Source organism: Paenibacillus sp. Y412MC10 (assembly GCF_000024685.1).
Lineage (GTDB): Bacteria > Bacillota > Bacilli > Paenibacillales > Paenibacillaceae > Paenibacillus_AQ > Paenibacillus_AQ lautus_A.
Genome location: NC_013406.1, coordinates 5,756,371 through 5,779,920 on the forward strand (window position 1 = coordinate 5,756,371; position 23,550 = coordinate 5,779,920).

General features: G+C 51.9%; 20 protein-coding genes, 1 pseudogene and 1 riboswitch. Of the genes and pseudogenes, 1 reads left to right on the forward strand and 20 read right to left on the reverse strand.

Annotated features, from left to right (window positions below; genetic code table 11):
- Positions 1–20: 20 nt before the first annotated feature.
- From GYMC10_RS25140 to metA, 17 genes and pseudogenes are all read right to left on the reverse strand, one after another.
- Positions 21–971, reverse strand: coding sequence for a 4-hydroxy-3-methylbut-2-enyl diphosphate reductase (locus GYMC10_RS25140; protein WP_015737116.1), 951 nt, complete (start codon positions 969–971; stop codon positions 21–23).
- Between the two features lie 52 nt (positions 972–1,023).
- A complete protein-coding gene (locus GYMC10_RS25145) occupies positions 1,024–2,478 on the reverse strand; it encodes a sensor histidine kinase (RefSeq protein WP_015737117.1) in 1,455 nt (484 codons plus the stop codon).
- 1 nt (position 2,479) lies between these two features.
- Positions 2,480–3,166: a response regulator transcription factor gene (locus tag GYMC10_RS25150; RefSeq protein ID WP_009594308.1), complete on the reverse strand. Its 687-nt coding sequence runs from the start codon at positions 3,164–3,166 to the stop codon at positions 2,480–2,482.
- Between the two features lie 130 nt (positions 3,167–3,296).
- On the reverse strand, positions 3,297–4,958 hold the full coding sequence (locus tag GYMC10_RS25155) for a S1C family serine protease (protein WP_015737118.1): 1,662 nt from the start codon (positions 4,956–4,958) through the stop codon (positions 3,297–3,299).
- Positions 4,959–5,120: 162 nt separating this feature from the next.
- Complete coding sequence (locus tag GYMC10_RS25160) at positions 5,121–5,774, reverse strand: response regulator (protein WP_009594299.1); 654 nt, start codon at positions 5,772–5,774, stop codon at positions 5,121–5,123.
- A gap of 19 nt (positions 5,775–5,793) precedes the next feature.
- A complete protein-coding gene (locus tag GYMC10_RS25165; protein WP_015737119.1) occupies positions 5,794–6,876 on the reverse strand; it encodes a sensor histidine kinase in 1,083 nt (360 codons plus the stop codon).
- Between the two features lie 5 nt (positions 6,877–6,881).
- Complete coding sequence (gene liaF, locus GYMC10_RS25170; protein WP_015737120.1) at positions 6,882–7,991, reverse strand: cell wall-active antibiotics response protein LiaF; 1,110 nt, start codon at positions 7,989–7,991, stop codon at positions 6,882–6,884.
- 200 nt (positions 7,992–8,191) lie between these two features.
- Positions 8,192–8,392, reverse strand: coding sequence for a hypothetical protein (locus GYMC10_RS25175; protein ID WP_009594314.1), 201 nt, complete (start codon positions 8,390–8,392; stop codon positions 8,192–8,194).
- Positions 8,393–8,524: 132 nt separating this feature from the next.
- Positions 8,525–9,271, reverse strand: coding sequence for a 3D domain-containing protein (locus GYMC10_RS25180; RefSeq protein WP_009594309.1), 747 nt, complete (start codon positions 9,269–9,271; stop codon positions 8,525–8,527).
- 105 nt (positions 9,272–9,376) lie between these two features.
- Positions 9,377–11,314 (reverse strand): threonine--tRNA ligase, encoded by a 1,938-nt coding sequence (thrS, locus tag GYMC10_RS25185; RefSeq protein WP_015737121.1) that lies wholly within the window; start codon positions 11,312–11,314, stop codon positions 9,377–9,379.
- A 463-nt stretch (positions 11,315–11,777) separates the two neighbouring features.
- On the reverse strand, positions 11,778–12,683 hold the full coding sequence (locus tag GYMC10_RS25190; protein WP_015737122.1) for a putative sporulation protein YtxC: 906 nt from the start codon (positions 12,681–12,683) through the stop codon (positions 11,778–11,780).
- 433 nt (positions 12,684–13,116) lie between these two features.
- Positions 13,117–13,359, reverse strand: a pseudogene (tnpA, locus tag GYMC10_RS25200) (IS200/IS605 family transposase); the annotation flags it as partial.
- A 284-nt stretch (positions 13,360–13,643) separates the two neighbouring features.
- Positions 13,644–14,117, reverse strand: coding sequence for an IS200/IS605 family transposase (tnpA, locus tag GYMC10_RS25205; protein ID WP_015737123.1), 474 nt, complete (start codon positions 14,115–14,117; stop codon positions 13,644–13,646).
- 190 nt (positions 14,118–14,307) lie between these two features.
- A complete protein-coding gene (mqnC, locus tag GYMC10_RS25210) occupies positions 14,308–15,441 on the reverse strand; it encodes a cyclic dehypoxanthinyl futalosine synthase (protein WP_015737124.1) in 1,134 nt (377 codons plus the stop codon).
- Positions 15,442–15,606: 165 nt separating this feature from the next.
- Positions 15,607–16,827, reverse strand: a complete 1,221-nt coding sequence (locus GYMC10_RS25215) for an aminotransferase class I/II-fold pyridoxal phosphate-dependent enzyme (protein WP_049788738.1) — start codon at positions 16,825–16,827, stop codon at positions 15,607–15,609.
- Complete coding sequence (locus tag GYMC10_RS25220) at positions 16,824–18,008, reverse strand: PLP-dependent transferase (protein WP_015737126.1); 1,185 nt, start codon at positions 18,006–18,008, stop codon at positions 16,824–16,826. The genes GYMC10_RS25215 and GYMC10_RS25220 overlap by 4 nt, the downstream gene beginning before the upstream one ends.
- Positions 18,009–18,032: 24 nt before the next feature.
- Positions 18,033–18,950: a homoserine O-succinyltransferase gene (metA, locus tag GYMC10_RS25225; RefSeq protein WP_015737127.1), complete on the reverse strand. Its 918-nt coding sequence runs from the start codon at positions 18,948–18,950 to the stop codon at positions 18,033–18,035.
- 131 nt (positions 18,951–19,081) lie between these two features.
- A riboswitch (SAM riboswitch) is annotated at positions 19,082–19,210 on the reverse strand.
- A gap of 442 nt (positions 19,211–19,652) precedes the next feature.
- Here metA and corA point away from each other — a divergent pair.
- Positions 19,653–20,588 (forward strand): magnesium/cobalt transporter CorA, encoded by a 936-nt coding sequence (corA, locus tag GYMC10_RS25230; protein ID WP_009594304.1) that lies wholly within the window; start codon positions 19,653–19,655, stop codon positions 20,586–20,588.
- Between the two features lie 153 nt (positions 20,589–20,741).
- Here corA and GYMC10_RS25235 read toward each other — a convergent pair whose 3' ends face one another.
- The 3 genes from GYMC10_RS25235 to GYMC10_RS33150 form a co-directional block, all read right to left on the reverse strand.
- Positions 20,742–21,767: an HRDC domain-containing protein gene (locus GYMC10_RS25235; protein WP_015737128.1), complete on the reverse strand. Its 1,026-nt coding sequence runs from the start codon at positions 21,765–21,767 to the stop codon at positions 20,742–20,744.
- A gap of 185 nt (positions 21,768–21,952) precedes the next feature.
- Positions 21,953–22,849: an ROK family protein gene (locus GYMC10_RS25240; RefSeq protein WP_015737129.1), complete on the reverse strand. Its 897-nt coding sequence runs from the start codon at positions 22,847–22,849 to the stop codon at positions 21,953–21,955.
- A 294-nt stretch (positions 22,850–23,143) separates the two neighbouring features.
- Entirely contained in the window at positions 23,144–23,542 is a 399-nt protein-coding gene (locus tag GYMC10_RS33150) for a hypothetical protein (RefSeq protein ID WP_041622055.1), read from the reverse strand.
- Positions 23,543–23,550 lie beyond the last annotated feature (8 nt).

Consider the following 23,550-nt stretch of genomic DNA (forward strand, 5'->3'; position numbering starts at 1 on the left):
TAAGCTTCTGATGGCATTAACTATGATTTGCTCTTCACCCGAACAGGCGGAAGCAATTTACTCATATTTACCGTACGCTTGATCTCCCAAGTTTCCGGCTGATCATGTTCATACTGTTCCAAATAGGCGATGACTTCCTTCGTGATCGGAGTCGGTGTTGATGCCCCTGATGTAACTGCCACTTTGCCTACTCCTTCAAGCCATTCGCGCTTGAGTTCCGTCACATCGCCAATACGGTGGGCCGGTACTCCTGCTATCTCTTCGGATACCTGCGCAAGACGGTTCGAGTTATTGCTGCGAGGATCTCCTACCACGATAACTAAATCCGCCTGACCGGCTTGTTCGGCTACCGCTTCCTGACGCACCTGCGTTGCAAGACAAATTTCATTATGAATCTCCGCTCCCGGGAATTTATCGAGCAGGCTCTTCATGATATGCTTGATGTCCCATTGACTCATCGTGGTCTGGTTCGTGATGATGATTCGGGATGTTTTCACCTGAAGCTGTTCAATTTCTTCTTCTTTCTCGATCAGATGCACGTGTTCCGGTGCGATCCCGATCGCCCCTTCCGGCTCGGGATGCCCCTTCTTTCCGATGTAAATGATCTCATATCCGTCGGCTACCTTATCCCGGATCAGATCATGGGTTTTCGTCACATCCGGGCAAGTGGCGTCGAGCGTGGTCAGCCCCTTATCCCGCGCAAGCTTGCGTACTTCGGGAGAGACCCCGTGTGCGGTAAAAATAACGGTTCCGCTCTCCACCTGGCTCAGGATTTCCATCCGATTCGGACCGTCCAGGGTAATGATGCCTTCGTCCTCAAAGGATTGTGTGACATGACTGTTATGCACAATCATGCCCAATATATAAATAGGCCGAGGAAGGTCCAGATTCTGCGCCGCCTGACGCGCCAAGACCATGGCGTCGACGACACCGTAACAATAACCTCTCGGTGATATTTTCAAGACTTCGATGATCCCCACCTGCTTTCCGTAGTAATACATAAGCGATCTAGTCTATTATACCCTATTCCAGGGGAGGAGCAAAGACGACGGGGAGCCAGACGATAAAGGTGCTGCCTTCCCCTCTTCGGGTAACGACCTCGACAGAGCCCTTATGCTCATCGATGATCCATTTGGCGATGGACAGCCCGAGTCCGGTTCCGCTCGTGATGCCTCTCGACTGATCCGCGCGGTAGAAGCGTTCGAATATGAACGGAACCTCATCCTTATCCATACCGATTCCCGTATCCGATATCCGCAAGCCCACCTGACCTTTGTACAGAACAACATCCAGACTGACCTCACCCTCAGGCGTGTACTTGAACGCATTCTCGATAAAAATGAACAGCATCTGCTGTAAATAATCCTTATTTCCTTCCACATAAACACCGTTCAGGACAGACAGCTCTCCGACATGCCACTCTGCGGTTTTCTCCAGGAAATGAGCGCGCCGTGCAACCTCTTCAACCAACGGCTGGAGCGGCACCGGGTCCAGCTCAAACGTCTGCCCTGTATCGGCCCGCGCCAGGGACAGCATATCGTTCACCAGCCGGCTCATCCGCTTCGCTTCATCGGATATATCGCCTACCGCTTCAACCGAGATCTGTTTGATCATTTCCTCGTCCATATCCGCTCTCTCGCCGGGAGCTACCGTCCACATCTTCTGCAGAAGATCCACATTCCCCCGAATGGTGGTCAGCGGGGTCCGAAGTTCATGGGAAGCGTCCGATACGAAGCGCCGCTGCGCCGCATAGGCATCCTCAAGCTCTTTATAGAAGCTCTCCGTCCTCTCAAGCATACCGTTAAACGTGCCGATTAACTGACCGATCTCGTCCTGAGGCCCGTCGTATTCGATCCGTACGCTAAGGTCGGTGCCTTTTTGGATCTGCTCCGCTGCCTCCGTGACCTTGCCGATCGGTTTCATGGATTTCCGGGCTAAGAATAATCCTAGGGTTGAAGCGATCACGAGTGTCGCTGCCGAGCCCATGATGAGGATGGATTGAAGCCGGTCCAGGGTTTGCTCGATGGTGCGTGTGTTTGCACCAACTTGTAGCCATCCCACTAGCTTACGTGAAACTTGTTCAGATACAGGGGCTTCGTATACGAGAAACGAGTTACCGTTTACGCTAACCCTTTTAAATACAGGTTTATTTGTTTTCAACGCTTTTTCTACAGAAGGTAAATCAAATTGCAAGTTATTTATGGCCATATTTTCGGACTGTATAAGCTTACCGTTATAAAAGGTATAGTTTTGCCAATAGAGATCAGCATCCTCCAGCCTATTTACCGAAGAACGGTTGAGTTGAACATCCCATGCGCTTGGATCGAAGCCAATTTTATCAGCTTGCTGCTCAATCCGCTGCTTTAACTCCTCATACGTATACAAATGGACAAAGCCATACACCGCCGAGCTGAATATCAGCAGTGTCACAAACAAAATGCCGGTATACCATGCTGTCAGTCTTAACCGAATGGACATGCTAGTTATCTCCTCTTAAAATATAGCCGGCTCCGCGGATCGTCTGGATCAGCCGTTTACCTCCATGTTCCTCGGTCTTCTGCCGGAGCATGGCGATATAAACCTCCAGCACGTTCGACTCCCCGCTGTAGTCATAGCCCCATATTTTATCCATAATCAAATCGCGGGACAGCACCCGCTTCGGGTTTTGCATAAACAGGTGCAGCAGCTCGAATTCCTTGGCCGTGAGCTCCAGTCTCTGCCCGCCGCGAATGACCTCCCTTGCGTCGGTATCCATCACGAGATCCTCGAAGGTCAGTCGGTGGTTCGAGGTATCATCCCCGGTTTTACGGCGCAGCAAAGCCCGGACGCGGGCTAGCAGCTCCTCCAGCGCAAAGGGTTTGACCAGATAATCATCCGCTCCGGTATCCAGCCCCTTTACCCGGTTCTCCACCTCATCCTTTGCCGTCAGCATCAGCACCGGTATCGTGCTTCCGCCCTCCCGGAGTCTGCGCAGCGCTTCAAATCCATCGACCTGAGGCATCATCACGTCCAGAACGACGACATCCGGGTCTTCACTCAATATCACTTTCAATCCTTCTGCTCCGTTGGATGCGGTCAGGACGTCATAGCCCTCAAACGCAAGCCCTCTGCGCAGCATGGAAATAATCTTCTCATCATCATCTACAATCAAAATCCGGGATCGCATAGCGGCATCTCCTCTATCTTCTTAGCGTTATATTTAGTACGACGTTACAATCCCATTATATCGGTCGCTTCAAGGACAAGACAAGCGGAAGGGAACGGTCCCTTCCGCTTGTTGTCACGCCTATCCAGGGTTACGGCTGCTGTTGCCGTTGTTGCTGCTGTTGTTGGGTTAGATCAAAATCGTTCTTGTCGCCGATCGTCAGCGCTAGGTCCATGTTCTTGCCGTTACGCACCACATTCAACGTGATTTTGTCTCCTACCTTCTTCGATTGAATCAATTCAATCAGGTCCTGCGCGGTCGGATACTTGGTACCATCCACACCCACAATGATGTCATATTGGCGCAGGTCCGCTTCATAAGCCGGCGAACGGAACACGACGCTGTCAACGTAAGAACCTTCCTTCACGTCCGTACCCAAGGATTGGGCTATTTGCGGAGTGACCGTTCCCAGGCTGGCCCCGATGAACGGAACCGGCTCTTTCGGCACTTCCTCGTTATTTTTCAGGTATTCCACGACTTCCTTGATCGTGCTGGACGGAATCGCAAATCCGATCCCTTGCGCTTCCGCGCTGACGGCTACGTTCATTCCGATAACCTCGCCCTTCAGATTGAGGAGCGGTCCGCCGGAGTTGCCCGGATTAATCGAAGCATCGGTCTGGAGAAGGTGCTCATAATTGCGGTCTTGTTCGCCGTTCGTGCCTTGAATATCGATCTCGCGTTCCTTCGAGCTAAGTACACCAGCGGTTACCGTGTGTTCAAAACCGTGCGGGTTGCCGATGGCAACAAGCCATTCACCAACCTTCAGCGAGTCGGAGTCACCTAGCTGTACTGATGGGAAATCCGCCCCTTCGATTTTCAAAACGGCTAAATCGAGCTCATAGCTGGAACCGAGCAGCTTCGCTTCATAAGGCTTCTTGGTACCCTGTACCGTCACTTGGATCACATCTGCGCCATGGATGACATGCTCATTCGTCAAGATGTATCCCGACTTCTCAAAGATGAAACCCGAGCCGATGCCTGAAGGCTGAAGCTGGGATTCCTGACCTCCGTTGTTGCTGCTTCCACCGTTTCCGCTGTTTCCGCCATTGCCTTCCTGGCTCGATTGACCGCCGCCGAAGAAGTACCAGAACGGATCGTTCATGTTCGGATTCGTGCTTTGTCTATTGCTGCTGTTTACAAGCGTCTCGATCAGTACGACCGCCGGACTCGCCTGATCCACCACTGCCGATACGTCGCCAGGATTCGATGGGATCATCGCTGATGCGGTAGTAGCTCCGCCGTTATCTCCACCGTTATCCTCGACGTTAGCCGAAGTTTCTTGGGCTGGCTCTGATGAGTACGCCGCATCCGGCGTAAACAGATTCGTTCGGTCAGCGGCAAACATCAGGCTCGAAATGACGAGGACGCCTGCCAAGAAAGACAATAGTACGGTCTTGACGGAATTTTTGGGCTTCTGGCTGTAGTTCCACTCTTTGTTTCTTTTCATGGAATCCACAGGCCCGCCGCCACCCTGGCTTCCGGAGGAATGGGCCTGCGAGAAGCTGGAAGATGGAATCGGTTTAACGGGCTGCGGAGCGGTAACCTCCACTTCCTGGGGTTCCCGGCTCTGGTAAGGCCGTTCCGTTTTCTCATCGTCGCGGTTATTCGATATGGACTGGAACGGTCCGTAAGAATAGTAATAAGAAGAATTCTCCGTGGATGCTTCCTCACGTCTCGTTGCTTCATTGTTATTCGTTTCGTTGTTCATTCCCTCATCATCCGGATACCCGTAACGCTTTCTTTGGTCGTCCATTGGTCTACCTCCTATTAAAATCACTTGCTTCCAAGTGGTCTAATTGATTAACTGTTCTTATTGTGTACTATAAACCTTAATAGTACCTTAAAAACAATTAAAAGGCAGATAAAAAGAAAACCGGGACGCTTCCCGGTCATACCTCACCAAAAGAACATATTGCTATATTTTGACCCAGCCCTTCCGGTGGGCATAAATCGCCAATTGCGTACGGTCCTCCAGCTCGCACTTCATCAGCAGATTGCTGACATGGGTTTTGACCGTCTTGATGCTGATATGCAGCTCTTCGCCGATCTCTTTGTTGCTCTTGCCTTCGGCAATCAGGAGCAGCACTTCCTTCTCCCGCTCGGTAAGCCCGGATTCATCCCCGTTCACCATATGCCGGCGGATTCCCCTGGTGAGTGCTTCCGACACGTCTTTGGTCATGACCGGCATCCCCCGGAACGCTCCCTGAAGGGCGTAAATGAGCTCGTCAGCCGAAACCGTCTTTAGCACGTAGCTGACTGCCCCCGCCTCAATGCACTCGACCACAAGCTCGTCTTCGAGAAAGCTGGTCAGAATCACGATCTTCTGATCCGGGAATTCGGACATAACCGCGCGCGTGGTCTCCGCCCCGTTCATCACCGGCATCATCAGGTCCATTAGAATGAGATCCGGCCGGTCGGCCTCCTCCCCGTTTCTCAGCATATCGACGACCTCTTGGCCATTCGCTGCTTCTCCGATCACTTCAAACCCCGGATCCAACGATAAATATGTTTTTAACCCCATGCGAACCATATCATGATCATCAGCCAGCAATATCCGAATCGTACCCATAATGATTGTTGTCCCCTCTCTATTCCACTGGCTCAGCCAGCACTTCCTCATCCTTGTTCTCTTCCTCCGCCGCTCCAGTATTGCCCTCGGCCTCAAATAACGGAATATTTACTCGCACCGTCGTTCCCGCGCCCTTCTTGCTTATAATATCGACCTGTCCGCCAAGCTTTTCGGCCCGTTCGCGCATCGTCGACAGCCCGTACGATCCCTGCTTGCCTGCCACCTCGTCAAAGCCGACACCGTCGTCGCTGATGCTTAAAATCACGCGTTTCTGGTCCTCGCGAAGCGACATGCTGACAAGGCCTGCACCGGCATGCTTCACGATATTAGCCACCGCTTCCTGGATGATCAGGAAGAGCTGATGCTCAATCGCATCCGACACCCCGCCGTAGAGCTCGACATCCTTCATGCCCTTCAGGCCGTTTTGGCGGCAGTAATCCGGAAACCACCGTTCCAGTGCTTCTTCAAGGGTTCTGCCTTCCAGCTCCACGGGCCGAAGCTGCGCAATCAGCGCCCGCATCTGCTTCTGCGCCACATGGGACATCTCGATCAACTGGCCGAGCACTTTGTCCCCCTGCTCCGGATTCCGCTTCAGTACCGCCGGGAGGGATGAAGCCGACATGTGGATCGCGAACAGCTGCTGACTGACCGTATCGTGCAGATCCCTTGCCATCCGGCGCCGTTCCTCGAGGACCGCGGCTTCCGCGGCAATCTCCTTCTCAATGACATCCTGCTCGCCGAGGCGCTGCAGCAGCTTCATTTTCTTCTCCAGCGCTTCCGTCATCCCGTTAAACTCATCGTATACTCTGGCAAAAGACCCGTCTTCCATGGCAGGCAGCCGCACGTTCAGATTTCCTTTGGCAACCTGCAGCATGTTCAGATGAAGCAGATCCAGCGGCCGCTGGATGCGCTGTCCCGCGATGTATCCCGCAATCCCCGTAAACAGAAGTACACCGACCGTGTAATACACCCACAGCCGGTTATCTTCAATATGTATGTAGCCGGATTGGTTTGCTGTGTACAGGAAAACAGCAACTCCGGCTCCGATCAACAGAAAATAAAACAATATCACCCATTTGGTATTTTTCAATATCCCCATCATAACGATTAACCTACCCTATTCACTTTGACGTCACCGATAAATACGCTCACGGTAATTCGAATTTTCTTGCCCGCTTCCCTGTAATGCGGGCTTTCCAGGCCGGCATTGCTCATAAAGCCGCTTCGGGACTCCTCCAGCACCTTCATATCGCCGATGAAGGAATTGGTCGTGACATGAATGCCGACGTCCGAATCGTTCGGAACGAACACCTTGACATCCCCGATAAACGCCGAGATGTTGATTTTCGTTTCGCCGTAAGGGATTTGAGCTTTGGTCAGGTCCAGTACCGTATCGCCGATGAACTGCGAAATATTCGTCGGCTTCAGCTGGAAATAATCCTTCCCCATGTGCACGTCCCCGATAAAAGAGGACTTGTTCACCGTATCATGGCTATGCCAAGATTGGTGATGATGATGATGATGTTGATGATGGTGGTGTTCATCCTTATATTCCGATCCGTCGCCGTAGCTTTTGCCGTTATCGTCAAAATCCACATGAACTCTGAACTTGCTACGATCCGGACGTTCCTGGCGCGGGCGCTCATGCTGTCCCTGCCAGCGGTACCCTTTGCTTGAATCGTGCGAGTCTCTTGATTCGAACTCCGACTCTTCATAAGCCTTGTCAGCCTTGTCTGGCTTGCCGAATCTTCGCTCGAATTCTTCGTCCAGGGAGGATTCCAGCGGACGCGCTTCAGGCGGCTCCGGGATATCGTAATCGTCCCGACGATGCGAGCCGAAATCACCCGGACTTGGCGGTGATGGCGGCGGCGTATGATCCTTCGGTTTGAAAATAACCTGCAATCCGTACCCGATCAGGATGATCGGAATCGCGTATTTGATCAAATCGCCGAAAGAGAAATGGATCATGTCCAGATTTCTTCCGAGAAAGTACGATCCGATCACGATCGGTACGATCGAGCCCCACAATGCTCCGCCACGGGCATAAATCAAGCTTTGCAGCCCGAACCAGATGATGAACACCGGCCAAAATGTCGAGAATATATAACCAAGGTCCACATGTATAATATCGAGCTGATTGAGAAGAAACACCACACCAATGCCGATGAGCAGCAATCCGTTGCTAAGCTGGCTCCATCCTTTTCTACTCATGGTCATCCCCTAGCCTTCCAGTTCTATTTTTTCTTAATTACAGTGTACAACATATTGCGATGAACGGGTTAGCGGCGGTGGAATGAAGTTGATCTCGGTCTCGAGACCGAGTCCCTGGATATAAATGGATATCATTCCATAATAAAAGACCTCCGCTTTTAAGCGGAGGTCTTATTGCTGCACGAACGGGCGTTGACATCTACACCTTAACGGTTTGCAGAATGGTCCCCTGGTGTGTTCAGATCGCCAAACTCAGCGTCAAACTTCTCGTTCGGTTTTTTGTAGTTCTCCTGTACTTTGGAGTTCCCTTTTGGGTTGCTGGCGATGCTGGTCTCTTCAGCAAACTCAGCGTTAAACTTTTCGTTAGGTGTTTTAAAGTTCTCTTGCACCTTGTTCTTTTTAGCCACAATATTCACCTCCCTGTTCATTTGCGATACCATCATCCTCTTCAGGGGTTTGGCCCCCGAAAAGTAGTATGTGATGAACAGGGTGTCATTATTCTTAAATGTTTACTGCCAAAGACGCGCAGCAAAATTACCCTAAATGGCTTCCTCCAGCACGGATGAAGGCAGGAAACGATAGGTCTCAATCGCGTCCTCCAAGGTTCTCAGCATAGCTTCCGTGCATTTGCCGCTTCCGGTTTTAATGACCTGCACCTCGACGTCCTTTTTCCCCCACTCCTTAAACACCTGCTTGGTGGTGGAGAAATAGAGGTCAATCTTCTGGCCCTTGATGGCTGATCCGATATCCGCTACGATCCCATACCCATAGCCGGGAATGTAGAGAATGCTGCCGAGCGGAAATACATCAGGATCCGCGGCAATCGTAGACAGCGTATTTCGATCCCGCTTGACCTTCACCCCGGAGTAGGTGATTCCATACTGGGGATGTCCGGGCTTCTTCCCGGTCGACTCGTAACCTGCCGTGTATCCCGTAGCGGTTACCTTCACCGTATGCAGCACCTGGTCCTCCCTCGGGGCAAGCACCGGCATGGACTCGCGTTTCTTGCCGGGCTCACTGGTCTTCGGCCCCGTACTTGGAACCTCCAAATATCTATTCATATCACTAAAACCTACCACGCGCAGCGCATAGAAGCGAGACATTTCAACGTAATCGGAGCCATGTATTTCCTCTGATGGATCATACACATTTCGGGTGTCCGTCGATTCGTAGGATTCGCTTAGAATCAAATTGCGGGCCTCTACTGCCGTAGAGCCTGCGCTGAACAAGATGGCTGATAAAATAAAACCAGCAAAAAACCTCTGCCATGTTTTCCATTGGATCATGTGAATACCTCCCCCTTACTAGCGAGGGTTCCCACTTCCCGAATAGAATATACGTCATGGCAGAGGTCTGCATGTTTCCTCGGTTACTTATCTTTTACGGCTAAACTAAACCACATGGGTGTTAATTTCTTCACGCAGCTTGAGGATGATTTCGTCCAGCGGCTGGGCCCCGATGTCCCCTTCGCCGCGCTTGCGGACGGAAACCGCTCCGGCATTTTTCTCGTTCTCGCCAACGATGAACATGTATGGAATCTTCTCGAGCTGTGCTTCGCGAATCTTGTAGCCCAGCTTCTCGTTGCGAAGATCCGGCTCTACGGAAATACCGGCGAATTGAAGCTTCTCGGCCACTTCCTTCGCGTAGTCTTCAAAGGCGTTGGATACCGGAATGACTTTGACCTGTACCGGGGAAAGCCACAACGGCAGCGCCCCTGCAAAGTTCTCAAGCAAGAATGCCGTAAAGCGTTCCATGGTGCCCAGAATCCCGCGGTGGATTACGACAGGACGGTGCTTCTGGCCATCGTCGCCGACATATTCCAGCTCAAAGCGCTCAGGCAGCAGGAAGTCGAGCTGGACGGTGGACAGCGTTTCTTCCTTGCCCAGTGCCGTGCGGATCTGAACGTCAAGCTTCGGTCCGTAGAAGGCAGCTTCGCCTTCCGCTTCATAGAACGGCATGTCCAGGCTCTCCACTACTTCACGCAGCATGCGCTGGGACATTTCCCACATTTCGTCGTTCTGGAAGTACTTCTCGGTATCCTGCGGATCCCGGTAAGACAGACGGAAGCGATAGTCGTGAATGCCGAAGTCCTTGTAGACCGTCATGATCAGCTGAATGACCCGAGCAAACTCTTCCTTGATCTGATCCGGACGGCAGAAAATATGCGAGTCGTTCAGCGTCATCGCGCGCACGCGATGCAGGCCGGTCAGTGCGCCGGACATCTCGTAGCGGTGCTGCATGCCTAGCTCCGCAATGCGGATCGGCAGATCCCGGTAGCTGTGCATATCGCTCTTATATACCATCATATGGTGAGGGCAGTTCATCGGACGCAGAACAAGCTCCTCGTTGTCCATTTCCATTTTCGGGAACATGTCCTCCTGATAGTGCTCCCAGTGACCGGAGGTTTTGTACAGCTCCACGTTTCCAAGTACAGGGGTGTACACGTGCTGGTAACCCAGGCGTTCCTCCATGTCCACGATATAACGCTCCAGGGTACGGCGCAGCTTCGCGCCGTTAGGCAGCCAGATCGGCAAGCCTTGTCCAACGAGCTGAGAGAACGTAAACATTTGCAATTCCTTGCCCAGTTTGCGATGGTCGCGCTTTTTGGCTTCCTCCAGCAGGCGAAGATGCTCGTCGAGCTGCGCTTTTTTCACAAACGCCGTACCGTAAACACGCTGAAGCATTTTGTTCTTGCTGTCGCCGCGCCAGTATGCGCCTGCCACGTTCATCAGCTTGAACACCTTGATTTTGCCGGTTGAAGGGACGTGCGGTCCACGGCAAAGGTCGAAGAATTCGCCCTGCTCGTAAATCGTGATGATGCTGTCCTCCGGCAGGGCGTTGATCAGCTCCAGTTTGTATGGATCGCCAAGCTCGCCGAAAATGCGCAGCGCGTCCGCACGGCTCACTTCCTTGCGGACGATCGGGAGGTTCTCGCCGATAATGCGTTCCATTTCCTTTTCGATCTTCTGCAGATCCTCCGGATTCAAAGGCTCTTCCAGGTCCATGTCGTAATAGAAGCCGTCTTCGATGACCGGCCCTACGCCAAGCTTGACTTCTTTCTGTCCATACAAACGCTTGGTTGCCTGAGCCAGCAAATGCGCTGTACTGTGGCGCATCACCTCAAGTCCTTCGGGCGTATCCTGCGTTACGATTTCGATCAGCGCTCCGTCCTGAAGCGGAGTGGATAGATCCACGACGATCCCGTCCATTTTTCCCGCAACGGCATTCTTTCTCAGTCCGCTGCTGATCGACGCAGCCACATCCTCGATATTGCTGCCGGCCTCATACTCCCGTACGGAGCCGTCAGGCAGTTTAATGCTAATAGCCACCTTGTATTCCTCCCCAAAAAAGTTTTCACGTTTCTTCCATATATGAAGGACGCGTTAGTCTCCCCGTGAAGCAAGGCCTTGGGCTGTTCACAAGCCCGCCTGGACTTCAGCGAAGGATACCGGAACATGCAAAAAACACCCGTCCCGCGAAGGGACGAGTGTTATACCCGTGGTTCCACCCTAATTCGATCTCTCCATCCTCTTATGTACCCGGTACATAATCGATTAAGATCCTTCATCAGCATTGAGTAACGGTCATGAACCGGTGAAGCCTACTCATCCGCATTCTTGATGACTTGCGGGTTCGACGACACAGCTACAAAGGGGTAAATCAATGGCGAACCGGAGGAAATTGCAGCCGAGGTTTCCTCTCTCTGAGCGGTCGGATCCGGATTGATTCATGTCTTTGTCAGAGCTTTTACGTGAATTTATCAGTAATTATAATCCTGACCGCTTCGGTGCGTCAAGTCATCATTCGTCCGCTTCCCAGAAGCGCGCTGCATTCCGGACAGCTGCAGCATACTTCGGCGCGGTTATCAAAGATATGGGCCAATGTCGCGATGACGGGAAGCTCCGGCTGCCTCGTGTGGATAATCATGCGGGCCGGAGATACCGAAATCAGCGTGCTGACGACCATATCCTCAATCTCCATCTCCTGGTCCAGCCTTTCCATAACCAGTCCGTCGTCACGAGGGCGTTCGATCGGGCGAAGATTGCCGTCCAGCAGCAAAAAGTCCTCTTCCCCTTTATGAATGACGTGAACCAGCGGCATTTTGGGCTCCTGAAAATAAACGAAATATTTCAGCAGGCTTACGAACTCCTCATACTGCTGATCAAGCATGAACTCATCCACCGCGTACTCGGCCATCTCGCGAAGCTCCTGTTCATAGGACTGGAGCCTGAAGGTCATGAAACCGTCCAGATTGAGCTCCGGCGCCTCGTTAAGGCATTGATAAATGCCTTCAGCCAGCTTGCGCTTGCGGCTCTGCCAGAAATCCCCGGACGGGCCTTCTTCTTTTTGCAGGAGCATCAAAAACCACTGCAAAATCCGCCCTGCTTCTTCCTCATCATCAAACTCGAATTCCGAGAACATTAACCGTGCAGCAATCTCCTGCTCCTTCTCCTCCAGAATGTAAGCCGTGACTGCTTCGGCAGCAAGCCGGCGCAGCGTGTCGGCCGATGCGGTCCACGAAGACAGCGGAAGCTTGCCGGAGCACGTCCAAATCACGCGGTCATTCGAAGCGCTGAATGTGAATTTGAGCGGCTTGCACTGTTTATGTAGCTCTTTCTGCTTGTCTGACAATATGCGGTGGAACGCCTTTTTCTCGTCTTCCGTCCGCGTACCGACAGAAATGCTGAACAGTTCCATGGAATCACTCCTTTCGAGTTCCCTTTTCAGTATATGGGGACCCGCTCGGGTATATACGGAACTCCTGCTTGGAAAAACAAGCAAGTCCGGGCGCGCATATTAAAAATGTTTATCAACGCACATTCCATGAAGGGCCTGCCGCTCTTTTCTGTAATTTTTTATTGCGATGTCAGGAAGGTTCATGTTTTGGAGTTTATACTTTCTGATATCTAAATCATGACCACCCGTCCAACGGGTGGTTTGCTCTTGGGGTATAACCCCTTGTTGCCAAACTGCGCCTAAAGACGCTAGCCTGACCACAAATCCGTTCAGGCTCAGTGTTTTTGTCACTTTCACTTACCAGTTAAACTGGTTTATTTCTTCTTGCTCCTGTTGCTACTGAACGGATCTTCGTACTCTTTTACACTCAGCTTATCTACCGCTTGGTCATGTGATATCCCATGAACGATGAGACTGCAATTTTCGGTGGGATCGCTACCAACATGTATACATGATCTGGCATCATATGCCCTTATATGATCTCTACACCTTTGTACTTGCATAAGCGCTTGAAAATTTCAATCAGATCTCTTCTCACTTGATTATAAATCTCTTTCCGTCTATACTTCGGGGTGAATACAATGTGGTATTTGCACATCCACTTTGTGTGAGCTAGGCTGTAGCTCTTGTTTGCCATCTAAGACCATTCCTTTCTTTGAGCCTGAACATCTCAAGTTTATCGGAATGGCTTAGTGGTCAAATCCTCAATCCCTCCACCCGCATAGCGGGTGGTTTTTTGTTTCGCGCGTTTCACGCACTCAACTGGCTAAAGCCAAAATAAATCATGACCACCCGTCCAACGGGTGGTTTGCTCTTGGGGTATAACCCCTTGTTGCCAAACTGCGCCTAAAGACGCTAGCCTGACCACAAATCCGTTCAGGCTCAGTGTTTTTGTCACTTTCACTTACCAGTTAAACTGGTTTATTTCTTCTTGCTCCTGTTGCTACTGAACGGATCTTCGTACTCTTTTACACTCAGCTTATCTACCGCTTGGTCATGTGCTTCTTGTTCACGAATGTACTTTCTTACCGTTGCTTCATTTAATCCTACCGTACTCACATAATATCCTTCTGCCCAGAATTTTCGATTCCCGTATTTATATTTGAGCTGGGCATGCTTCTCAAAGATCATTAGCGAACTTTTTCCTTTTAGATATCCCATGAACGATGAGACTGCAATTTTCGGTGGGATCGCTACCAACATGTGTACATGATCCGGCATCATATGACCTTCTATGATCTCTACACCTTTGTACTTGCATAAGCGCTTGAAAATTTCAATCAGATCTCTTCTCACTTGATTATAAATCTCTTTCCGTCTATACTTCGGGGTGAATACAATGTGGTATTTGCACATCCACTTTGTGTGAGCTAGGCTGTAGCTCTTGGTTGCCATCTAAGACCATTCCTTTCTTTGAGCCTGAACATCTCAAGTTTATCGGAATGGTCTTAGTGGTCAAACCCTCAATCCCTCCACCCGCATAGCGGGTGGTTTTTTGTTTCGCGCGTTTCACGCACTCAACTGGCTAAAGCCATAATAAAAAACGGGCCGAGTCGGCCCGTCTTGCGGATTATAAGTTATGCGATTAGTTCTGCATTACGAAGTCGCGCTCCACGGTGCTGTTATCCTCGAACACGCGAAGGATATCATACCGGGTGTTGCGCTGAGCCGGAATGTTGCCGGTCTCGCGGATTAATTGAATAATCGATTCAATGTTGACCTTGTACACGGCGCCTGCGGAAGACACCACGTTCTCCTCCATCATCGTGCTGCCGAAGTCGTTGCAGCCGTAACTGAGCGACAGCTTGCCGATCTCAGGCCCCATCGTTACCCAGGACGATTGCAGGTTCGGCACGTTGTCGATCGCAAGCCGGCCGATGGCTACCGTCTTCAGGTACGCTTCCGGCGTTTCGCGCTCGCGCTTGAGGTTTGTGTTGTCCGGCTGGAAGGTAAACGGGATGAAGGCCAGGAAGCCTTTGGAATCATAACCGTTCTGGATGCATTCATCCTGCGCATCACGCACGCGAAGCATATGTAGCGCACGCTCTTCCATCGTTTCGCCAAGACCGATCACCATGGTAGCCGTCGTGTTCATGCCGACCTTATGGGCCGTCTGCATGACATCCATCCATTGCCGCCATGTACCTTTCAAACGGCTGACTTTTTTGCGGATGCGATCATCCAGAATCTCCGCGCCGCCGCCAGGCAGCGAATCCAGACCGGCGCTGTGGAGCTCGCGCATCACCTCTTCTAGTGTGAGCCCGGAGATCTCCACCATCTTCATGATTTCCGCCGGGGAGAAGGAATGCATCGTAATGTTAGGGAACCGCTTCTTAATGTTGCGAAGCAGGTCCGTATAATAATTGAAAGGCAAATCCGGATTGACTCCGCCCTGCATCAAAATTTCAGTGCCGTTAACGTCCTCGGTTTCCTGAATCTTCTGGAAGATCGTCTCATCAGGCAGAACATAGCCCTCGGAAGAGCCGGGTCTGCGATAAAAAGCACAGAAACGGCAGAATACGTCACATATGTTGGTGTAGTTGATATTCCGGCCGATAACAAACGTCGTGATGGGATCCGGATGCAGGCGCTTGGTCATCACATCCGCCGCATGGCCAATCTTCTCGATCTCATCACTCTCAAAAAGGGTCACGGTATCTTCCAAATTTAAACGCTCACCGCGTAAAGCTTTATCCAATATACGGTTTACCGCACTCATTCTTGCAGCCTCCCTACTTAAAACAAAATACAAATCACCAGTAAAACTTCGTCTATCCCATCCTACCACATTCCGCCATTAAAAACGACATCCCGTCCGTGACAGGATGCCGAATTCTATGATTTGGCAAATCTTCAAATGAGGTTCATTGCTTCTTAAAAATCTTTAGTTGCTGGCAGAAAAGGCCTGGTCCAAATCGGCAATCAGGTCATCCACATCCTCCAGTCCGACCGAGAAGCGAAGCAAACCGTCGGTAATGCCGCGCTCATGCCGAACCTTCTCGCCCATGGCCGCATGGGACATCATCGCCGGATACGACAGGATGCTCTCCACTGCTCCCAGGCTGACGGCTACCAGCGGCAGCTTCACGCGGTTCAGCACCTGCTTCGCACGCTCGCCTGAGCCGACGTCAAAGGAGATGACCGCGCCGTAACCGCTCGATTGCTTCTCATGGACTTCCCGTCCCGGATGATTCAAGAGGCCGGGGTAATACACTTGCTCTATGTCGCTTCTCCCTTGCAGCCAGGCCGCCAGCTTGGCCGCGCTTTGCTCGGAGTGGGCCATCCGAGTGCTAAGCGTCTTCATGCCCCGCATAAGGAGCCAGGAATCCTGGACCCCAAGCACCGTGCCCAAACCATTTTGCAGCTGTTTCAACTGGTCTCCCAGCTCCTGGGTTCTGGCTACGGCGAGACCTGCCAGCACATCGCTGTGTCCGCCAAGGAATTTGGTTGCGCTGTGGATGACGATATCCACGCCGAACTCGATCGGGCGCTGATAGAACGGCGTCATGAACGTATTGTCCAGCAGGGTAAGCAGGCCTTGCTCCTTCGCCCAATCCGTGACGGCGCCGATGTCGGTAATTTTCAAGGTCGGGTTCGAAGGGGTTTCCATATAAACCGCTTTGGTATTCGGTTTGAGGGCTGCCTTCACCTGATCCAGATCGGTCATGTCGACGAAGGTGCTCTCGATGCCCATACGGCTCAGTATGCTGGTCAGCAGGCGGTAGGTTCCGCCGTATACGTCCTCCGTCACGATCATGTGATCGCCTGCGGACAGCAGCATGAACGAGCTGGAGATCGCCGCCATGCCGGAAGCATAAGCGAAGCCGCGCACGCCTCCTTCCAAGAGGGCGATATAATCTTCCAGCGCCTGTCGCGTCGGATTGCCGGAACGGCTGTAATCGTGCAGTGGCGGGTTAAAGACGTCTTCATGATGAAACGTCGAGGCTTGATAGATCGGAACGCTTGAGGCGCCGGTTGCCCGGTCGATTTCCCCGCCGAAATGCAATAGTTTCGTCTCGAAACGAAGTTCTTCTTGGTGTCCCTGTTTTACTGATACCTGCTTGGTTTCCGTTCCCAAGCCGGATAGACCTTTATCGATGCTCATGCTCCCGTGCTCCCTTCCACTTCTGCCATAGCCGCGCCCAGCGCAGCATCCAAATCCGCGATCAGGTCATCCGCATGCTCGATGCCGACCGAGAACCGAAGCAAGCGGTCGTCCACGCCGATCGCTTCCCGAATCTCAAGCGGGATGTCCGTATGGGTCTGGACCGCCGGGTATGTCATCAGGGACTCGACGCCTCCGAGGCTTTCCGCGAATGCAATCAGTTTGATGTGCCGCAGCACCGGTTCGACATAGCGGGCGTCCTTCACCTTGAAGGAGAAGATGCCCGTGTTGCCGCTGGATTGGCGATTCTGGATCTCATGCCCCGGATGATCCGGCAGAGCAGGGTAATACACCTCGCCGATCGCCGGGTGGGTTGTCAAAAAGGTTGCCACCGCGGTTGCATTCGATTCGTGCCGGTCCATGCGAAGCGCAAGTGTCTTCATCCCCCTCATTAACTGGTAGGAATCGGAAGGACTCAGCACCGCCCCGATGGAGTTATGAAGGAAGGCCATCTCCTCGGATAATTCCTTGCCCTTCGTCACGATGATGCCTGCCAGCACATCGTTATGCCCTCCCAGATACTTGGTGGCGCTATGTATGACGATATCCGCCCCAAGCTCGATGGGTCTCTGGAAATACGGGGTTAGCAGCGTATTATCCACGATGCTGATCAATTGATGGCGTCTTGCCCACGTACAGACGGCTTCGATATCCGTAATCATCATGAGCGGATTCGTCGGCGTTTCGATAAATACGGCCTTCGTGTTCGGTCGTCTGGATCCTTCCAGCGCATCCAAGTCGTTTGTATCCACGTAGGTTGCCGTTACCCCGAACTTGGACATGATCCGCTCCAGCAGCCGATACGTCCCTCCGTACAGATCAAGCGACACAATCAGGTGATCGCCTTGACCGAACAGCGCAAAAATCGTCTGAAGGGCCGCCATGCCCGAGCTGCAGGCAAAGCCGGCGTCACCGGATTCCAGCTCGGCGCAAGCATCCTCGAGTACCGAACGTGTCGGATTCTTGGTGCGGGCATAATCAAACCCCGTGCTCTGGCCTAATTTAGGATGGCGGTATGCCGTAGCCTGATAAATCGGAAAATTCACTGCTCCCGTTACCGGTTCCTGCACCGATCCGATCTGTGCCAGCCGGCTCTCTATATTCAAAGGTTTCTTCTCCATCACAAACTCTCCTCCCGTACGCTGTTAAATTTGCGGACCGATATCATATGGCGTTTCCTGATATACATAGTAATTGAGCCAATTAGTGAATAATAAGTTTGCATGCGCGCGCCATATGGACGGAGGCGTTCTTGTTGGATCGTCGTTCGGGTAATAGTTGCGCGGCAGCGCGATGTCCATGCCTTTGGCAACGTCCCGGTCATACTCCCATTTCAGGGAGTCCGCATCATACTCGGAATGCCCTGTGGCAAAAATCTGCTTGCCGTCCCGGCTGGATACCAAATAAATCCCTGCTTCCTCGGACTCGGACAGGATGACCAAATCATCCACGCCTGTTATGTCTTCGCGCCGAACTTCCGTATGACGGGAATGCGGAACAAAGAACATTTCGTCAAATCCGCGGAGCAGCTTGGTACACGCTTCATTGATCGTATGCGGAAATACGCCAAAGCACTTTTCCTCGAGGCTGTATTTCGGCACGCCGTAATGATAATAAAGCCCGGCTTGCGACGCCCAGCAGATATGGAGCGTGGAGGTTACATGGGTCTTGGTCCATTCAAAAATTTCAGTAAGCTCATCCCAGTAATTCACTTCTTCGAACTCCAGCTGCTCGACCGGAGCTCCTGTAATGATCATGCCGTCAAAACGACGGTTCTTCACTTCTTCAAAGGTTTTGTAAAATGATTTCAAATGCTCGGCCGACGTATTCTTCGATACGTGGGAACTCGGGTGAAGAAGGACGACATCCACCTGGAGCGGGGAGTTGCCGATCAATCGCAGCAGCTGGGTCTCCGTCGTTTCCTTGGTTGGCATCAAATTCAGGATCGCAATCCGCAGCGGGCGGATATCCTGATGAAACGCGTGACTCTCATCCATGACAAAAATGTTTTCTCCAGCCAGAACTTCCTTTGCCGGCAGGGCATCCGGAATTTTAATTGGCATCTCGGCTCACTCCTTCGAAATATGAAATGATACATCCATAAAGCTGTGAGAAAGAGCGTTAGACTGTATAAACGCAAGAAGACCTTTCTCGAAGTAGAGAAAGGTCATCATATACGTATCACAATGCGCCTCTCTCATCTGTCAGGCTATACAACGGCTTATACAATCGTCGTATCTCCTGCAAGAATTAGCACCGTGCGATGTTGCCGCCGGTTGCCGGGTTTCATAGGGCTAGTCCCTCCACCTGCTCTTGATAAGATTTCGCTTTATTCAGTTGTTTGAAATTGTTTCGTAATTGATACCTACTTTAAATCATCCTCAATTTTTCGTCAAGAACCTTTTCATGAGTTTGTCACACTTCACCAAAGGTTTCCATACCCTATATCATGGCCCTTGGACTGCTCCGGATTTCACTTGAAAGGTCCTACACCCGGCGTTATACTAGACAAGTGCTGTTTAAAACCGAGTATGAAAGAGGTGACATGGAAGATGGACGGTGACCCGAGCCAGAAACTGGATGCACAAGACGCACAACCGCATAGGATCAAGATCAGCTTACCGGCAGAGGGCAGCGTTATTTTTCATGCGCTTTTTATCGTATTCTAACCTTCCTCGATTTATGCCCGTACACCGGTGGGCTGATATCCTGTGCCTTAACTGCTTGACTTAAGCAGCTTGGATTAGACAAAGGAGTGATATCAGATGAAAATCCGGTTGGTCGATTCGGGCGTATTTACCCCTGTTGATGACATCGAAATGACGCTGACAGCTCCGGCCAGCGGCTTCTACTGGCTGGATGCGGACGTGGATGATTTAGCCGAACTGCAGCCCCTCTTCTCCCTGCATGATCTTGCCGTTGAGGATTGCCTCAGCGAAGAGGAGCAGCGTCCCAAAATTGAAATATACGAGAACCACTATTTTATCGTCGTGAACAGCATCCGGTTTGACGACGAAGAGATTTTCCTTCGGGCATTGAATGTTTTCCTGGGCAGGCATTTTATTATTACGGTGACCAAGCAAAAGATCCATGAGCTTCGCACCGTCAAACCGCTCCTCTGGGAGGATGAAGTCAGCACGCCTGACCGCTTCCTCTATCTCTTGATCGACCTCGTCACGGACAACTACTTCTCCGTAGGGGACCGAATTGAAGCGCGGATTGAAAAGCTGGAGGAAGACATTCTGATGCATACCAAAAAATCCCATCTCAGCGAAATCATCGGTCTGCGAAGCGAGATTCTTTGGTTGAAAAAGGTGCTTGGACCTCAGAAGGAAGTTATCAATACGCTCAACAAAAAAGATCTTCGGCTGATCGATGACCAGCTGCAGAAATACTTCAGCGATATCTATGAAAATGCCGTTAAAATCTCCGAAACGTTCGAGACCTATCGGGATCTCATGGGGAACCTTCGGGAAGCCTACCAATCCAGTATCGCCAATCGGGCCAATGAAATCATGCGCGTGTTTACCGCTATTACAACGATCTTTATTCCATTGACGCTGATTACGGGCATCTACGGCATGAACTTTGAGTATATGCCGGAACTTCATTGGAGATATTCCTATTATGTGGTTATCGGCATCATGGTTTTTGCTGGCGCGCTCATGTTTTATCTGTTCCGTAAAAAGGATTGGATATAAGACACCCTGGTCAAAAGGGGCGAGTATTGGCCGGATCACAACGGTTCATACGAACCGCCGCAACTCAAACTCAATCTACAAGCACGGCGAATTAGCATCAGGACGGATCTCCCTGCAACCGGGAGAATCCGTCCTGACTTTGTTTAAGGCAGATTAACCGGCATTCGCTTTGCCGGGCTGATCCCGCCGAAAGCGGATCCGTATGAGACGAAGCCGCTCATACAGCCTCTCCGTTCCGCCCAGCTCTTCTGATTCTGCGTTCTCGGCTTGTCCCTGTCCGTATACCCGCTGTAACACAGGTTTAAGAAACGTATCGCCCAACTCTTCAAACGCCTTCCATACGTTTTCCTGCTCCGCAGCCGTCATCGTGTTCAATTCGACCTGGAGCAGCTGCTCCGTATCATAGCCTTCCTTCTCAAGCCCTTCCAACTCCTCGACCAAATCCCGACGCGACAGCGAGGTACGCGCTTCAAGCTCGGTCAACGAAGCGCCCTCGGCTATGCCAATCAGCATCGCACGGCGGGTTCGGAAGCGTTCAAGTTCCTGCTGATATCTCTGTTCCTTCTGTTTATACAGCCAGGACAAGAACTCCTCTTCCGGCAGCTGCGTATACACCCAATCCAGTGGAAACGTTGTGGTTCGCTCGGTTTTCGTCGTAATCTCCAGCCATTCCACCCCGTGCTCCGAAGCCTTGCTAACCCCGATTCCCGGAAGCTGCAGCAGCTCTTCCTCACTCTGGGGAACAAAGGCGCTGATCATGCGCAGCACCCGGTTGCTGGCAATGAAATAGGGCGCTTTTCTTCCGGATGCTGCCTTTCTCCTGCGCCAGGCGCACAACTCCGTGTACAGCTCCTCCGATCCATACAGCTCGCTGTAACACTGCAGTTTCTGAGTGCCGAGATTTTTGCTCACGGTCTCCCCCGGTTCATGGAATACCCCTTTGATTAGCGGGCGGAAGCCTTCTCCGAGCTTCTTCGCAAGCTGGTGCCGATACACGCATAGCAGCTCATTCCATGAGTTGCCTTCATACCATTCGTCATCGGAAACTTCACCGTCCGGTTCCATATTCCGCCAGCCGAGTCGCCATCCTCCTTCTTCCTCGCCGATCCATACTTGGGCCGAACGGAGATGACCTGACTCATCCGCTCCGCTCATCCGATTCATGAACACAATTTGCATCCCTCGATAACCTCCCGTTTACGCAATCAGCATAAAGGCGGAACAACGCAAAAAAGCACCTCTCCTCCGCGCAGCGGCAAGAAAGGTGCTTCCTTCGTTCCATACATTATACTGTTGAAACTATAATACCATAATCTGTAATAGAATCCAATCCATTTTGAACTTGCCCTATATAAGAAATCAGGCTAAGCTTGAATGCTTTTGGCTTCATCCACTGCCAGCTTGGCCAATGCCAATGCGCCGCAGAGACCCGCATTATCGCCGAGCATCGGCGGAACGATGAATTGATCGATCCCGTCATGAAGGCTTGGATGCTGAACATATCCTGCCAGCAGCTCTTGAAGCTTCGTGCGGATCAGCGGGAACAGCTGCTCCTGCTTCATCACGCCTCCACCCATCACGATCCGCTGAGGGGACAAGATGAGGACATAATTCATCAGCGCTTGAGCGAGATAATAAGCTTCCATCTCCCAAGCCGGATGATCCGGCGTCAATTCCACGCCGGGAACACCCCAGCGTTTGCCAAGAGACGGTCCCGCAGCAAGCCCCTCCAAACAGTCTGCATGATAAGGACAGGTCCCTTCATATTGGTCTTCCGGATGACGGCGGACGTAGATATGCCCCATCTCAGGATGGGACAGGCCGTGAATCAGTTCGCCGGATACCACGGCGCCTGCTCCCACTCCCGTTCCGATAGTGATATAAAGACAGCTGTCCAGTCCCTGGGCCGCCCCCCACGTATATTCTCCAAGAGCCGCTCCGTTTACATCCGTATCAAATCCGATCGGAACGTCAAAACGCTCTTCCAATGCTTTGACGATATTGTAATTGCTCCAATGCGGCTTCGGCGTCGTTGTAATGCAGCCATAGGTCGGGCTGCCTTTCACCGGGTCAATTGGTCCGAACGAACCGACTCCGATCGCCTCTATATCCTTATCCGCAAAAAAGTTAAAGACGTTTGCCATGGTTTCTTCAGGGGTTGTCGTCGGAAAGCTCACTCGCTCCACAACCGTTCCATCCTCCGTACCCACGCCGCAAACAAACTTGGTTCCTCCTGCTTCAATTGCTCCAAGTAAACTCATGCTTCTTCCATCCTCTCCACGATGTGCTGTGCCTTGTTCTCTATATGGTTGCTAACAAGCTCTATTCGAAGCATATGTAAACATTGTGCTCCCGTCAAGTCTGCCTGCCTCTTTCTCTGACTCTGCCCGTTCCGAGACGCGGGAGTAACAGCCATGAGAACAAAACAATAACCGTCGCCACGCCCATGCCGGCCCGCTTTCGCCATTGCTAACCGCAACGTAAATCGCCGTGGGCAGCGTTTGCGTGACGCACGGTATATTGCTTGCAACCCATCCAGGTTGCATCAAATTCGCCTAAACCTCCGGCAAAAGCCAGAAAGAACGCCGATACGCCTGCCTCGCGGACCTGCGGCAGCGCGGATCCAGCTGTTTCTGCTCAGTACCATTAGCGGACGGAAAGCCTACCACCATTGGCAGGAGCATCAGCTGCGTTTCGCCGGCCGTTCTGCCGACAAACGCGCGCCGGGACATCCAGCGTGCCACCGCTGATCCCAGTATAAAGGCACTGATGCTGGACAGCAGTGATGTTTTTATCGACTGCCATTCCGGCAACCCGAGCCGAGCATTTTCGTCATGGTCACGACGACGGCTCCACAAACACAATCCAGCCACCATGAAGACGCCGCTGATTTCAGGCTTCCTGGTGAATTGAAGAAGTGCCCCGGCCTGCTGCGGATGTCTCCGGTACGACACCTTCGACC